Genomic DNA, 16,072 nt, shown 5'->3' with positions numbered 1-16,072 from the left:
TTTTATCGTATTTGTTTATTTAAAGATATTAATCTTCAAACACTTCAATGGTAACATCTTTTTCTACAAGATCTGTAAATTTCCCTTTGTAACGCGTTGCACGCACTAAGTGATTATCGATCCAATGGTAATTACCGCCTCTAGGTTTTCCCATTAAAAGACTGTGATAATTAAATCCATGTTTATTTAACCAGGTTTCGGTTACTTCACGGTGCTCCTCGGTACGAGAGGTAAAAAAGCAAATAATATGCCCTTCATCATACCACTTATTTAGAGTTGCTAAAGCATCAGGGAATGGTTCACAAGTTCCCATACGCTCTGGCTCTTCATTAGGTACATCTTCAGTAATTGTCCCATCAATATCAATGAGGTAGTTTTTTACACCTTCTGGCAAAACTGGACTTACGTGTTCTCCGTCCTGCAACTTTTCACTTAACATTTTATCCACTTCCTCTTTTTTCATCACTTCTTGTTTTAAATTATTGGTTGGTTGGTTGATTTTATAATTCGTTTATCCAATTTGCACGATCCATTTGATTGAAAGGCCATGGTGCTGCGTTATTTTCAATATTGGTCATTGCATTATTTAAATCTGTAGGTGCTGCACTCTGTTCCATTACCAGGTATTGACGCATATCCATAATAATGGAAAGCGGATTAATACCTACAGGACAGGCTTCAACACAGGCATTACAAGTTGTGCAAGCCCATAATTCTTCTCTGGTAATATAATCATCCAATAACTGCTTTCCATCATCTTGAAAAGTACCTTTATTAGCGTCTATATTATTACCTATATCTTCTAATCGATCTCGTGTAGCCATCATAATACGACGTGGTGACAATAACTTTCCGGTTTGATTAGCGGGACATTCACTTGTACATCTTCCACATTCTGTACAGGTATAGGCGTTTAATAACTGAACCCAACTCAAATCTGTTGCTTCACTTGCACCAAATTTTGCAGGCGTTTCATCTTCTGCACCTTCTTCTGGCATTGCATAGGGATCTGCATCTGGATCCATCATTAATTTTACCTCATTGGTTACAGCTTGTAAATTATCAAACTGACCTTGAGGTTTTAGCCTTGCAAAATAAGTATTCGGAAATGCGAGTAGAATATGTAAGTGTTTTGAATAATATAAATAATTCAGGAATACTAGAATTCCTAAAATATGCACCCACCAAGCCGTACGTTCTATAATAACAAGAGTAGAGATACTTAAATTTTCCAGAAGCGGCACTATAAATTGGCTAACCGGAAAAGATCCTAAAATACCATCTGCACTCGCATAATGTTCTGCACCTTTAAGTTGAAGTGTGTAATCTGCGGCATTCATCGTTAGAAAGAGAAGCATCAAAACCACTTCAAAATACAAAATCAGGTTAGCATCTAGTTTAGGCCAGCCTTTCATTTCACGATTAAGAAAACGCTTTATATGAAGAATATTTCTACGTACCCAAAAGATGATAACTCCTACAAGTACTAGAAGCGCAAAAATCTCAAAAACAGCAATTAGAAAGTCATAAAAACCTCCCATAAAGCTGAATATGCGGTGAGTTCCAAAAACACCATCAATAACAATTTCTAGAACTTCTATATTAATGATAATAAAACCCAGATATACGAGAACGTGAATAATACCAGAAACAGGTCTACGAACCATTTTGTATTGCCCTAAAGCAATTTTGGCCATATTCTTCCAGCGCTGCGGCTTATTGTCGAAGCGATCTTCATCTCGACCTAATTTTATATTGCGGATAAGTTTTTGAACATTTTTAGCAAAAAAAACAACTCCAATCGCTAGGGCGATTATAAACAATATATTAGGCAGGTATTGCATGAAATTTATTTAAGTGAATCTTTCGGTTCATTATATGGACCCGGATTTTTTCCGAAAACTGAAAAATGTACGTAACGTTTAGGATTTAGCTTGATGTCCTGCATAAGTTCCTCCATCTGCTTAGTAGCACGTTCAAGGTTATTATACATCTGCTTATCATTAATAAATTGACCCAGACTACCTTCGCCGTTATCTATTTTTGAAGTAATACTCTCTACTTCAGCAATCATATTTTCCATTTTCGTTACTAGCTGCCCCACATTTACCTGCGATAAACTATCACTCATTTGATTAAAATTGGCAGACATTTCATCTAGATTTGTAAATGTACGGCTCAATTTCTGATCATTATCTGCTAACAACGTATTTAAATTTTGAGAAGCTTGCTTAAATGAAGAAGCTGTTTGACTGATATCCGCTATTGCAATTCGTAAGTTTTTTCGAGTGTCTTTATCAAGAACATCAGCTACACCCGTAAGTACAGAATCGGTACTGTTAATCACAGATTCTACTTTTTTCTGTAACGGAGTTAGACGCTCATTCACTAGCTCAAAAATTCCCTCATCAATAGTTCCTTCTAAAGTATCTCCAGATTTTGCTACTTCTCCCCGCTCGTAATCAGGAACAATAGAAAGTGACTTACCTCCTATGAGACCACCACCATATATTTGTGCTTTACTACTCGTCGAGAATTTAAAATCATTTTTTACATTAAATGTAACTAATAATTTTCCGCGTTGATCTGCAAAATCTATAGAAAGGACTTTACCTACAGCAAGACCATTAATAGTAACACTAGAACCGGGTGAAAGACCTTCGACATTGTCATAAATCGCGTAGTAAGTACGATCATTATTTAGAAGATTGTTGCCTTTTAAAAAGCTATATCCAAAAATCAAAAGACCTATAGCCACAACCGCTAACAGACCTGTTTTTACTTCTCTAGAAATGTTCAATGTGCACTATTTTTAATGAATTCCAAATTTAGGAATAAAATCTATTAGGACTTACGGCGCTAACTTTTATTTATAACTTAGTTTAAGATTGTCTTCACCCCATTTTTGAAGGAAACAATGTAAGCCGTTTTATATCCTTTTGATTTTGCTTCAGATAGTTTGCGCTGTATCTCACTGTAATTAGAAGTGTCACCATAGTAATATTTGTAAAGACGCCCTTCTTTCTCTTTTGAAATTTCTGGCAAACCTTTAAAATTGTAAGCTTTTGCTTCTACGTTCTTACTACTAGCAGCAATCTGTACCTTATAATTAGTATCTTCGGAAACCACATCTTTGACTTCTACAGCAGGTACTACTTTTGAAATGCCCAAAAAGTCATTTGCGCTTACATTTTCTCGATATTCTTCAATAGCAGTAGCAATTGCATGTGCTATTTCACGCTGCCCTGAAGACGAATTTAAATATCTACCTTCTTCATTATTTGTAATAAAACCTGTTTCAATAAGAATACTGGGCATAACTGTTTGATGTAAAACAACAAAACCCGCTTGTTTTACACTTCGATCCTTACGGTTTAGTTTTTCCCTAAAATTATCCTGAACTAAACTTGCTAATTGAATGCTCTGATCCAGAAATTCTTCCTGCATTAGAGTAAGACCGATTAGAGACTCTGGGGAGTTTAAATTATATTGAGCATATTTCTCTTCATAATTATCCTCTAAAAAGATCACCTCATTCTCTGCTTTTGCAACTTCAAAATTGGTATTGTTTCGGTGTAATCCCAAAACATACGTTTCTGCTCCCGAAGCCTGAGAGGTGTGTGCATTACAATGAATGGAAATAAAAAGATCTGCTTTTGCTTTATTCGCTATTTCACCACGACGGTCTAATTCGACAAAAACATCTGTTTTTCGGGTATAAATAACTTCGATCTCACGATTTTTACTCAATTCTTCACCTAATAGCAAGGCTATCTTGAGCGCAACATCCTTTTCTCTCACCCCCGTTTTTGATGGTTTACCTGGATCTTTCCCACCATGACCAGCATCTATAACAACTACAAATCGCTTGCTATCAACCGGTTTATCATTAGAAAATGCATTGCCACAGAACAAAATAAGGCTTAATACAATTATATAGGATATATTCGTTTTCATATTTGGGGAACGTCATTTAAAGTCTTACAATTTTACAAAGCCATTTTTAATCTGCATTGTTAATGGCTTCTAAAAAATAGATGTAATTTTGGCATATTGGTTTTTGCCCTTTCATTTACAAAAATAGTATTAATCCCATTGCGAACAAAGATCCTTATCGTACTGCAAATTCTAGGCGTATTGCTTATCTGCTGCGGAGCTTTACAAGCTCAGGAGATATCGGTAAATACGTTAAGATCAATTCCCGCAGACACGTCTTATAAACAAATTACAAACAAGCCTCAAGGCAGCACATTAACAGGAATGTTACCGGCTTCTCAACGCGATAGCACCCAAACAGACAGCATAAAACCTCCTCGTGAACCATTAACAGCAATTGTCAAATACAGTGCCACCGATTATTCTAAGTTTGATAGGCGCTCAAATAAATTGTATTTGTACAACGAGGCAGAGATAAATTATACAGATATAAATATTAAAGCGGGTCAAATAATTGTAGATAATACAAACAATGTAGTATTTGCTAAAGGAATTTTAGATTCTGCTGGTGTATATACACAAGGCCCCGTATTTGTACAAGCTCAGAATACGGTAGAGCCTGATTCTATTAAGTATAATTTCAAAACTGAAAAGGCACTCATTTATGGTTCGCGCACAAAACAGCAAGAATTTTATATAAAAAATGAGGTTAGTAAACGTGTTAACGATTCAGTAGTATTTATGCGCAATGTGCGTTTTACTACTAGTGAAAATGAGGAAGATCCCGAATACTATTTTTATGCACGGAAAGTAAAATTTGTTCCCGGAAAAAAGATTGTTACTGGTCTGGTAAACATGTTTGTATATGATGTTCCCATTCCGTTAGGAGTACCCTTTGCCTATTTCCCAATGGAAAAAGAAACCAGTGTCTCCGGATTTATTATGCCTTCTCCTGGAGAAAATAATGAACGCGGCTATTTTCTTCAAAATGGGGGTTACTATTTTGCAATTAATGATTACGCAGATCTTACTCTAACCGGAGATTATTATACAAATGGTAGTTATGCATTACGCGGAAGTAGTGCCTATCGTAAACGTTATAAGTTTAGCGGTAATGTGAATATTAGATATGAACATTTACTTACGAGTGAACGTGGGCTACCTGATTTTTCTGAAACCAATACCTATAATATTCAGTGGTCACATAGTCAAGACACTAAATCCAGCCCTAATTCGCGGTTTTCAGCTTCTGTAAACTTGGGAAGTAGTGATTATTTTAGACAGTCAACAAATATCGATAACGTTGCTAGCCGACTTACAAATACCTTGAGTTCGTCTGTTTCTTATTCTAAAACTTTTCAAACTGTTCCGCAGGTAAACCTTGCATTAACAGCGAGACATACTCAGAATACACAAACTCAAATTATTAATATGACGTTACCTAGTTTACAGGTTAACGTAGATCGTATTTATCCTTTTGCGCCAAAAACAGGTTCTAAAAAAGGGATTATAGAAAATATAAACTTCAACTATTCAGGTAGTGGAGAAAATCGTTTTGTAACTACAGACAGTCTCTTTTTTACTGCGCAAATGTTTAGGGACGCAGAACTAGGGGTACAACATAGCATACCGTTAACAACAAACTTTAAATTATTTAAGCATCTAAGTGTTTCTGCAAGTACAAACTATCAGGAAAGTTGGGTATTTGAAACTATAAACCAGAGTTTTGATACAGAGCAACGGGAGATTGTACTGGATACAGTAAATGGATTTGATTCCTTTCGCACCTATAACTTCAGTACGAGTTTAGGTACCACTTTATATGGTCAGTTTAACTTTGGCGAGGACAAAAAAATTCAAGCTATTCGCCACGTAATAAAACCGTCGGTATCTTTTAATTACAATCCTGCCTTTGATCAATATTATGAGACATTTTTAGCTCCTGAATTAGATGATCCTAACGGAGATTTAACTCGTGAAGTGACCTACTCCAGATTTGATGGTGGTTTCTATGGTGCTCCGGGTAACTTTAGTTCGAGCGGTGTTAGTCTTACCATTAATAACACCTTAGAAGCAAAAGTTAGAGATCGAGATAGTACTGCTGTAGAGCCCAAGAAAATAGATTTAATAAGCAATCTTGCTGTTTCTACTAACTATAATTTTCTGGCAGATAGTCTACGATTGAGTCCAATTTCAGTGAGAGGAACTATTCCTATTATTCAAAATAAATTAAGTATCAATTTTAATACTACTCTTGATCCTTACGCTCTTAATAATAATAACCAGCGAATAGACAAGTTAAATATCGAAAATGGAGGTAGTCTTTTTCGATTGACCAATGCAAGTGCAAACTTCAGCTATGCATTTAGCAGTAAGAGTTTTGAGAAAAATTCTAATGATGAAGACACGCAGACGGCTCGTAATGGGGCACGTCGTGATAATCTGCTAGGAGAAGATGGTGATCAATTACGTAATAAATTTAATAATAAGGAAGAGGATGAGGAGGAAGATGTAAAGCGCGAACTTTACAATTATAAAATCCCCTGGAACTTACGTGTGAATTATAATGTTAATTATGGCAATCTCACACGTCAAGATATGATTACTTCTCACGCCGTAAACTTTAGTGGTGATGTAGAATTAGGGGAACGCTGGTTTGTAGGTGCTTCATCTGGTATAGATCTAACTACAGGAAAATTTACACCCACCCAGTTACGTTTTGCGAGAGATCTAGAAAGTTTTAATATGACTTTTGCATGGACTCCCTTCGGAACCTATGCATCCTGGAACTTTTTTATAGGTATTAAATCAAGTGTATTAAGTGATCTTAAATACGAAAAACGTCGTTCTCCAGATCAAAATCTGTAAGTCAAACTTAATTATATAGCGTTATGAAAAAAATAATTAGCACAACAAATGCACCGGCACCTATAGGACCTTACAACCAAGCTGTATTTGCCGGAGATACACTATACATTAGCGGACAAATACCATTAGATCCTAAAACTGGTGAATTAGTAAGTGGCGATATTGCTGCTGAAACAAAAATGGTGATGCAAAATCTGGAAGCTATTTTAACTGAAGCAGGACTAACGTTTGAAAATGTGGTGAAGAGCTCTATATTTTTAAGCGATATGAATAGCTTTGCAGGAGTAAATACGGTTTATGCTACCGCTTTTAATGAAGATACTGCACCGGCTAGAGAAACTGTAGAAGTGGCTAATTTGCCAAAATTTGTAAACGTAGAGATATCAATGATTGCTGTTAAGTAATCAACTAATAACCTTAAATAAAAAAGCTGCCAAGAACGATTCTTAGCAGCTTTTTTATTTTGATATAAAGATACTTATATCATTATATAGTTCTTGTGATAAGCAACTAAACCTTCGATAGGTCTTTTCAAAACTTTACCTATCTTCAAGTCATATTCTTTCAATAAGTCTCGCAACTCATCCTGCAAGTAGAATGAAATAGAACCTACAAAATGCACAGGAATTTCTTTAGCATTTTTAAATTGAAGTATTTGATGCTCTATAAATAATTTAAAGCCCTTACGAATAAGTTTTTTGCAATACTCGTGATCTTTGTTTGTAATTAAGAAACGTGCAAATTGTGCCAAATACGTATTGGGGTTTGGCATTTTATATAAATGATTCTTTATACTCTCTGCAGTAAGGTCAAACTGCTTAGCAAATTCATAAGCAAGTTCCTTCGGAATTTTATTGAAATGGAAATCCCGCAATAGCTGGCGTCCAAAATAATTACCACTACCATCATCCATTAAGATATACCCTAGAGAAGTAACTTTTTGTTCTATATTTTCTCCATCGTATAAACTACAATTAGAGCCGGTACCAATTATACATACAATACCTGGTTCATTTTTTTTAGTAGTAGCGTAAAGAGCAGCATAAGTATCTTCTTTTATATCTATAAGCTGCGCTTTGTCAAAAAATTCATCAAAAACACCTTTAATCAATTCCTTAGGCTTAGTAGTACCACAGCCTGCACCGTAAAAGTAAACATGAGTCACTTCGTGACGATGCTTATACAGTTCGTAATTATTGATTATTCTTTCGGTTAAAATTTCAGCAGACAACACTTGTGGATTTAAACCAAAAGTCTGTGTTTGAAAAATCTCAGCCCCCTCAGCATTCAATGCGATCCAATCTGTCTTCGTTGATCCGCTATCTACTAATAATATCATATGTTTTGATGTAAGAGTTAAAAAAAGCCCTTTAATTCAAATATGAATTAAAGGGCTTAAAAATTATAAGTCGATTATAGCGTATTAACGTATTCTGCTAAATCAACTAATTTGTTTGAATAACCAAACTCATTGTCATACCAAGAAACAATCTTAAAGAACTTAGAGTTAAGCTCAATACCAGCACCAGCATCAAAAATACTAGTACGTGCATCTCCTATAAAGTCTTGAGAAACTACATCTTCTTCAGTATAACCAAGAACACCTTTCATCTCACCTTCTGAAGCTGCTTTAAAAGTTTTCTTGATTTCCTCGTAGCTTGTCTCTGTAGATAAACGTACCGTTAAATCTACAACAGAAACATCTGCAGTAGGAACACGGAAAGCCATACCTGTTAATTTCCCTTTTAATTCTGGAATAACTTTAGTTACAGCTACTGCAGCACCTGTACTAGCAGGAATAATGTTAAGCATTGCTGAACGTCCACCTCTCCAGTCTTTCTTAGAAGGACCATCTACTGTCATTTGTGTAGCAGTAGTTGCGTGTACTGTAGTCATTAAAGCTTCATCAATACCATAAGCATCATTTAATACTTTTGCTAATGGAGCTAAACAGTTTGTAGTACAAGATGCATTAGAAACGATTTTATCGCTTGCTTTAACGTCTTTATGGTTTACTCCCATTACAAACATAGGAACATCTTTAGAAGGTGCAGAAATTACAACTTTCTTTGCTCCTGCTTGTATGTGATAATCTGCAGTTTCCATAGTAGTAAAGATACCAGTACATTCTGCTACAACATCTACTCCAGCTTCATCCCACTTCAAGTTCTTAGGATCACGCTCTGCTGTGATACGTACTGTTTTACCATCTACTACAAGATGACCATCTTTTACTTCTACTGTACCGTCAAAATTTCCGTGTACAGAATCATATTTTAAAAGGTATGCAAGATGCTCAACGTCTAAAAGGTCGTTAATTGCTACAACATCAACATTATCACGTTTTACTGTTGCTCTGAATACGATACGGCCAATACGACCAAAACCATTAATACCTATTTTTAAATTTCCCATTTTAAATTACTTTTAATTAGAATTAATATTATGTGGTCATTATTTCAGACACACGCACAAGCTCTTTGTTAATTTCAGTTTTTCCTTTGATGGCTTTCTCTATAGGATATAAAACCATTTTTTCATGTTGTATACCTACCATATAATTACTTTCGCCTTCTAGTAAAGATTCTACTGCCTTCACTCCCATTCTACTGGCAAGTACACGGTCATAACAACTAGGTGATCCTCCTCGCTGCATATGCCCTAAGACTGCAACACGTACATCATAACCTTCTAAGTGCTCATCGACGTAGTCTTTAAGCTCAAAAACGTTTTTCCCAGTCTTATCGCCTTCAGCGACTACTACAATACTAGACATTTTACCGCTTGCTTTACTACGTAGTAAAGACTCTAACAAGCGCTCTAGTCCAAGATTTTCTTCAGGAATCAAAATTTCTTCTGCTCCAGCACCTACTCCGGCGTTTAAAGCAATGTGACCTACATCTCTTCCCATAACCTCCACAAAGAAAAGTCGGTTATGCGAGCTGGCAGTATCACGTATTTTATCAATCGCTTCTACAGCGGTGTTGAGGGCAGTATCGTAACCTAATGTTCGATCTGTACCACTAATATCATTATCTATAGTTCCCGGAATACCAATTACTGGAAAATCATATTCCTTATTAAATAGTAATCCTCCGGTGAAAGTACCGTCACCTCCTATTACTACGAGTGCCTGTATATGATGTTCTTGTAAATTGTCATATGCAATTTTGCGCCCTTCCGGTGTTCTAAAGCGATCTGATCGCGCAGACTTGAGCATTGTACCTCCCCGGTTAATAATATCACGTACACTACGTGCATCCATAGGTGCAAACTCACCATCAATTAAACCTTCATATCCTCTAAATATGCCAATACAATCAATTTTATGGTACGCACAAGTACGTACAACCGATCTTACTGCAGCATTCATTCCTGGAGAATCTCCACCAGAAGTAAGAACTCCGATTTTTGTTATTTTTTTTGCCATTTACTATTGAATGAATAGTAAAAATAGGAATCTCTAATCACTTTCCTAAGTCATTAGCAATGAATTTGAGAGTATCACTAATTTCAATCGTTATCGTTAACAACTATTTTTTGTAAGCGTTAAAATTTAACAATTTTATAATCTAATTGGGTAGTTTTTAAAGGATCAGAAATTAAGAACTAGTGAAAATATCATATTCTTAATGCGTTTTACAATTTTAGAACGTCATTTAATCAACAGGATAGTCAGAATCAGACTGAATAATTTTAATTTCTTCTTCAACTTCTCGAGCCTCTCCTTTAAATATTTTCTGAATTAATTGTTTAAACGTATCAAAATCTACCGAGTAAGAAATACCGGCTCCTTGTGTGTAACCATCATTATCGCTAGCAACAAATTGAATGTCGGTTTGACGGTTAAATATTGTTGCTCTAAGCGAGCCGTCTTCATTAAGCAAAAAGTTTACCTCAACATTACCTACAACCGCACGCTCGCTTACTCCTCCCACTGGCACACCCACTTTACCATTTATAATCACCCGATTAGAAATTTGAGTAGAAAGTGTGAAGCCAAAACGACCCGATGTTTGTAAATCTGGACGGTTATCTGCCTGAACATAATCAAGTCCTACACTAAATTTACCATCCTCATCAGAAAGCAAATCATTAAATATCCCAGAAGCCGTTTCTATTAAGTTTCCGTAGGCGGCAGATTGAGCATCAATCCCATTCTGACTAAAGAAGGATCCTTGTGTCACTAAAGAAAAAGCCTGAAGCTCGCGAGTAGCTCTGTTATCTAATCTGTAATTAAGCTCAGAGGTAACAATCGAACTCGTATTAGGAAATTCAAAATCAAAGGTGATTTCTGGTTGTAATAATTCACCATCAAGATTAATAATTACATTAACAGGAATTTTTCGGTTTACTGATGGGTTTTCTAGTAAAATTGAAGGGTTTGCCTGTGTTCTATACACTGCACTAATATCGAGTAATGCCTCAGTAGGCTCACCATCCCAGCTTATTTTTCCTTCAGGAAGTATGTCAAATTGTTTTTGAACTACACCACTATATCTAAAGTTATATGATCCCTCATACGGTGTAAAGTCACCAAACATATTAAACTTACCATTCGTATTTATCTGAATTAACAAGTAACCGGCTCCTCGACCCTTTAAAGTACTTCCATTTGTCTCATCTACCACAATCTCAACCTCAGCATCACGAGTAACTTCTAAATCAAAATTGAGCTCCAGACCTTTAAATTCTTTAATTACAATTTCTTCTCCGTCAAGTCTGGCCTGTTTTTCTTCAGGACTTAGAAAATATATATTACTACTATCTCCAAAAGATTCTGTATCACTTAATGGGATTTTGAAAACTGTCCCTTTTTCAGTAGTGGCTGTTACGTCTATTACCAACTCATCTGTAGGACCTTTTAAACTCGCGTCTCCACTTATAAAGGCTGTACCGTAATACAATGCAAAGTCCTCTTGCTTGGTATCCAGTACGAGGAGTCTATCTGTAGTAACATCCAGATCTAACTCCCAATCGCTAAAAAACTGATGTCGTATTGTACCACTTAAATTTCCGGTAGTTTTATATTTTACGTCTGATAAAGAGACTGAATTAAATTTAAATTCCTGATCACTTAGGGTTACCCGGGCCGTACCTTTAAAATCGTAATTGGTATTTAAATAAGGTACAGATAGACCCGCCTCACGTAAGAGGAGTTCGCCATCTATATCTGGGTTGCGATAATCCCCCGTCACTTGAGCCCTACCACTGGCAAAACCACGAATTGCAGAAATTACATCACCTCCTAACGGACTAAAAGCTTCCAGATTTAATTTACGTAATTGTACATCGAGATCTATAGCAGGACTATTAGCTCCAAGGTCTATAGTCCCCAGTGCGGTAAGAGTTTCTACATTATCATTACGTAATCGTGTATCTATTTTATAGCTCGTGAGACTTTCATTACCTTTTACTGAAAGATCAAGGTCACCCATCAACACATCATTTATAGTGAAGTTGTTTATACTAATATTACTATTAGGAAGATATACTCCTTCTTTCTGTAAAATATCCAGATTTCCATTTACGAGTCCACGAAGGCTCAAACTATCTACATAAGGCGTTATATGAGAGAGACGCACCTGTTCAAAGTTTGTCTTAATATCTTTAAAAGTACTATCCCTTAAAATTCCTTCAAGTGATATGCGCTCTTCTTCGTGAGATAATATAATTTCCCGAACATCAATATCCTGAAAGTTATTGCTAAAAACTATTTTATTTGCCTTGTTATCGGCCTCATTAAGAAACCACTGATTGTTTTTAAACTTTAGACTACTTTTCTTAAAGCCTACAACCGAGTTGTTATCAGGATTGATCGTGTGATAAAAACTTAAGTCATAAGCATCTTGTTTATCTGGACCTCCCTTAAACTCAGAGCGCATAAACAAGGTATCTTTTAAGGTAACGTTAATGAGATTAAAATCACTTACTCCATAGATACCGCTACCTATACTATCTGCTTCGATAAATGTATTAAACAATGGGTTCTTATTATCTACACGCACGTTAATTGATTCGGCTAAAACTCCAAATGCCTTAATACGAGGAGACCTAAAAGTAAGTTTAAAATCAGAATCATCAGAAATTACGCTTCCTCTTACAAATGTATTGGGTTCAAGTTCTACCCCCGGAACAAGCACCTCAACGATCTTACTATAAATCTGGATATTAAAATCCATAAATTGGTCTGTAGTAATTGTCTGAGGTTCATAATTAGTATATAAACTTCCTATCGCATTTCTAAATAAGGACCGTACGTCTCCTATTTTAAAATTCCCAGAAACTTCTCCAGAAATAATATCGGGGGAATTAATTGTAATCGTTCGTAGGCTATCCGTAAAAGTTGAGGTGATTTCAAAATCCTCAAACTCATACAAATCGTTACTATTTTCAAAACTTGCTTTACTAAATACAATGCTACCTGCCGCATTATCAACAGTAGTTCCTTGCATATCCATAACCACCTGGCCTTTTAAAACCGCAGTACTGTCCTTTAAAAAGTTTAGTTTGGCTAAGTCTATACGTTCTATCTCTGCAGTAAAATCATATGTATTTATAGCTTCAGTAACGTCAATTAAGCCGTTGAATGATAAATTAGCATTGGGGTCTCGTATTGTCAATCGCCCATCAAAAACCGGATAACTCAAATCCCCAGAAACTGTAATTCCCTGATAGTTGTATTTGTTATAGTTTATTCTATTAATTACACCTTCAATATGGGTGTCAAGCGTAGCAGCCTCAATACCTTCACCGTTAATAAGCAAATTAAATGTTACTGCACCCAGTTTAGGAACTTGGAGTAATCGACCTAAATTAAAACTTTCGGTACGTATCATTCCCACGTAGGTAGCCAGATCTATATTACTCGTATTTTTAAGATCTATATCAGTTTCTACAAGACCCAGATCTGTTTGTATGGTGTTTTTAGAATACACCGTATTTTCTGTAACATTTAAAATTCCCGTGAGATCAATTACACCTAAACGCACAAATTCTTCTGGTAAGTTAGACCCTAGAACATTAGGTAAAAGACTGGTTAAATCGAGGTAGGAAGTTCGCAATTGCGAATAATCTCCTTCAATTGTAAATGTATTATTGTCACCTAGCAAATTTCTAAACCGCACATCTCCGCGTATACGGCTCGTGCTTAAGCCAGACAAGTCAAACGCGGAGAGTCTAAAATCATTAAGAGTCCCTTGCATTTTTCCAGAAAGCGACAACAGCTCCCCACTTCCAAATTCAGAATAAAAAGCCCGTAGATCTGAGGTTGAAATCTTTGTCTCTTTAAAATCAATATCAAATAATACCCGATTATTAAAATCTTGAAATGCATCATCCTTTGTATCAAGCACAACATCTCCTTTTAATACGGAATATTTTGTTGCTAGCGTAAGATTTTTAAGAATAATTGTATCTGGATTGTACTTAAAATTTGCTTCGAGTCCGCGTATATGATAGTCTCTCGCAGCATCTAATTGTAAATCTTTAATCTGCGCTGTTATAGTAACGTCGTCTAATTTAAAATCCTCCGCAAGCAAATTTAAATTTGTGTAATCTACAACCGTGGGGTTGTCCAGATCTTCATCACTAAATTTAAAGTGCATATTAATTAACTCAACTTCAGAAGAGGAAAGTTTAAAAGGAGTAGAAGGCGGAGCACCTGTATTAAATTTTTGAGAAAAAACATAGAGGTTATCATTCTCCTCGCCCTTATATTTTTTCACAAATAACTTCGAATTTTTAAGTGCGATATCACCTAAATTCATTTGGCTATTCATCAACGCTTTTAAGCTAAGCAGACTGGTTTCTACTTCTTGAGAATATATGAGTGTATCATTGTGATGATCTGCTATATATACTTCTTTAATCGCTGCAAAACCATTATACTTGATGTGGATTTTGCCAACATTGATTTGGGTATCATACTTCTCATTGAGAGATGTAGTAACTTTATTTGCTATATAGGTTTGTACCGAGGGAATGGAAAATATTACAATTAGCAACGCAAAAACACCTATTAAAATAAATAGGGTACGCGTAACTATTTTTCTAAATTTTCTGATACGTATTTAAGTTTTAACTTTGCACATTATGCGATATATAAATCTTAAAACATCGATATTAAGAAAGATCGCATTCTTTATAATAGCCCGTTTATGATTTGCAATTCACATTGATTTTCTAAAGGGTAAAAGTACATTAACAAACGGTATGCTTAACTCCATTATGCCAAAAAATAACACCTACATTCTTGCTATAGAATCATCTTGTGATGATACTGCCGCAGCTGTGCTCCTTAACGATAAAACATTATCAAATGTTGTTGCCGGTCAAGCAGTGCATAAGCAATATGGCGGCGTCGTTCCAGAACTTGCCTCAAGAGCACATCAGCAAAACATTGTACCTGTGGTACATGAAGCTTTACGTCTTGCAAATGTAAAAAAAGAAGATCTTGCAGCGATAGCATTTACCAGTGGCCCCGGTTTAATGGGTTCGTTGCTGGTAGGTACTTCATTTGCTAAGTCTCTTGCTATGGGATTAAATATTCCGCTTATTGATGTAAATCATATGCAGGCACATATACTAGCACATTTTATAGAAGAAGAAAATTACAGCAAACCTACATTTCCATTTTTGGCAATGACTATTTCGGGTGGTCATACGCAAATCGTAAAAGTTTCTAATTATTTTGAAATGGAAGTTCTGGGTCAAACTATTGATGATGCGGTAGGTGAAGCTTTTGACAAGAGCGCAAAAATATTGGGTTTGCCTTATCCGGGAGGTCCCTTGATTGATAAATATGCAAAGCTTGGAAATCCTAAAGCTTATAAATTTACAAAGCCGAAAGTTGACGGATTGAATTTTAGCTTTAGTGGATTTAAAACTGCCGTGCTTTATTTTTATCAGCGAGAAATAGCAAAAGACCCACAATTTGTAACAAATAATCTCAATGATATCTGCGCTTCCATCCAATATACTATTGTTGAAATATTAATGGATAAGATCAAAAAAGCAGTAAAAGAAACTGGAATTAAGCAAGTAGCAATAGGAGGCGGAGTTTCTGCAAACAGTGGAATACGAGATGCGTTAAAAACTGCAGAAGGTAAATACGGCTGGAAAACATATATTCCGAAATTTGAATACACAACAGATAATGCTGCAATGATAGGAATTGTAGGATATTTAAAATATTCTGCTGAAAACTTGGAAAATACCGGGTTTAAAGAAACACGAGTTATGGCTCAATCTCGACTTAAATTATAAC

Annotated in this window: 11 protein-coding genes; 3 read left to right on the top strand and 8 right to left on the bottom strand. The window is 35.7% G+C overall.

All coding sequences use genetic code 11. From position 1 onward, the window contains the following. Positions 1–28: 28 nt before the first annotated feature. The 4 genes from DSM00_RS12740 to DSM00_RS12725 form a co-directional block, all read right to left on the bottom strand. A complete protein-coding gene (locus tag DSM00_RS12740; RefSeq protein ID WP_128758354.1) occupies positions 29–463 on the bottom strand; it encodes an LNS2 domain-containing protein in 435 nt (144 codons plus the stop codon). Positions 464–500: 37 nt separating this feature from the next. Continuing rightward, complete coding sequence (locus DSM00_RS12735; RefSeq protein WP_128758353.1) at positions 501–1,844, bottom strand: (Fe-S)-binding protein; 1,344 nt, start codon at positions 1,842–1,844, stop codon at positions 501–503. 5 nt (positions 1,845–1,849) lie between these two features. After that, complete coding sequence (locus DSM00_RS12730) at positions 1,850–2,800, bottom strand: MlaD family protein (RefSeq protein ID WP_128758352.1); 951 nt, start codon at positions 2,798–2,800, stop codon at positions 1,850–1,852. Positions 2,801–2,877: 77 nt separating this feature from the next. After that, positions 2,878–3,957 (bottom strand): N-acetylmuramoyl-L-alanine amidase family protein, encoded by a 1,080-nt coding sequence (locus tag DSM00_RS12725; RefSeq protein WP_128758351.1) that lies wholly within the window; start codon positions 3,955–3,957, stop codon positions 2,878–2,880. A 138-nt stretch (positions 3,958–4,095) separates the two neighbouring features. Between DSM00_RS12725 and DSM00_RS12720 the strand changes: the two genes are divergently transcribed. Continuing rightward, positions 4,096–6,804 carry a putative LPS assembly protein LptD gene (locus DSM00_RS12720; protein WP_241652417.1) on the top strand — a complete coding sequence of 903 codons (2,709 nt, stop codon included), beginning with the start codon at positions 4,096–4,098 and terminating at the stop codon, positions 6,802–6,804. Positions 6,805–6,827: 23 nt separating this feature from the next. Next, positions 6,828–7,208: a RidA family protein gene (locus DSM00_RS12715; RefSeq protein WP_128758349.1), complete on the top strand. Its 381-nt coding sequence runs from the start codon at positions 6,828–6,830 to the stop codon at positions 7,206–7,208. Between the two features lie 74 nt (positions 7,209–7,282). On the opposite strand, the gene DSM00_RS12710 is transcribed toward DSM00_RS12715, so the two are convergent. The 4 genes from DSM00_RS12710 to DSM00_RS12695 all read right to left on the bottom strand — a co-directional run bounded on the left by DSM00_RS12710 (position 7,283) and on the right by DSM00_RS12695 (position 14,810). Continuing rightward, on the bottom strand, positions 7,283–8,143 hold the full coding sequence (locus tag DSM00_RS12710) for an N-acetylglucosamine kinase (RefSeq protein ID WP_128758348.1): 861 nt from the start codon (positions 8,141–8,143) through the stop codon (positions 7,283–7,285). 74 nt (positions 8,144–8,217) lie between these two features. Beyond that, positions 8,218–9,219, bottom strand: a complete 1,002-nt coding sequence (gene gap, locus DSM00_RS12705; protein ID WP_128758347.1) for a type I glyceraldehyde-3-phosphate dehydrogenase — start codon at positions 9,217–9,219, stop codon at positions 8,218–8,220. A gap of 28 nt (positions 9,220–9,247) precedes the next feature. Then, complete coding sequence (gene pfkA, locus DSM00_RS12700) at positions 9,248–10,234, bottom strand: 6-phosphofructokinase (protein WP_128758346.1); 987 nt, start codon at positions 10,232–10,234, stop codon at positions 9,248–9,250. 229 nt (positions 10,235–10,463) lie between these two features. Further along, positions 10,464–14,810 (bottom strand): translocation/assembly module TamB domain-containing protein, encoded by a 4,347-nt coding sequence (locus tag DSM00_RS12695; RefSeq protein WP_128758345.1) that lies wholly within the window; start codon positions 14,808–14,810, stop codon positions 10,464–10,466. A 223-nt stretch (positions 14,811–15,033) separates the two neighbouring features. Between DSM00_RS12695 and tsaD the strand changes: the two genes are divergently transcribed. Further along, entirely contained in the window at positions 15,034–16,071 is a 1,038-nt protein-coding gene (gene tsaD / locus DSM00_RS12690; protein ID WP_128758505.1) for a tRNA (adenosine(37)-N6)-threonylcarbamoyltransferase complex transferase subunit TsaD, read from the top strand. Position 16,072: the final 1 nt, after the last annotated feature.

Source organism: Leeuwenhoekiella aequorea (genome assembly GCF_004104375.1).
In the GTDB taxonomy this organism is placed as follows: Bacteria; Bacteroidota; Bacteroidia; order Flavobacteriales; family Flavobacteriaceae; genus Leeuwenhoekiella; species Leeuwenhoekiella aequorea.
This window is presented reverse-complemented; position numbering and strand designations above follow the sequence as displayed.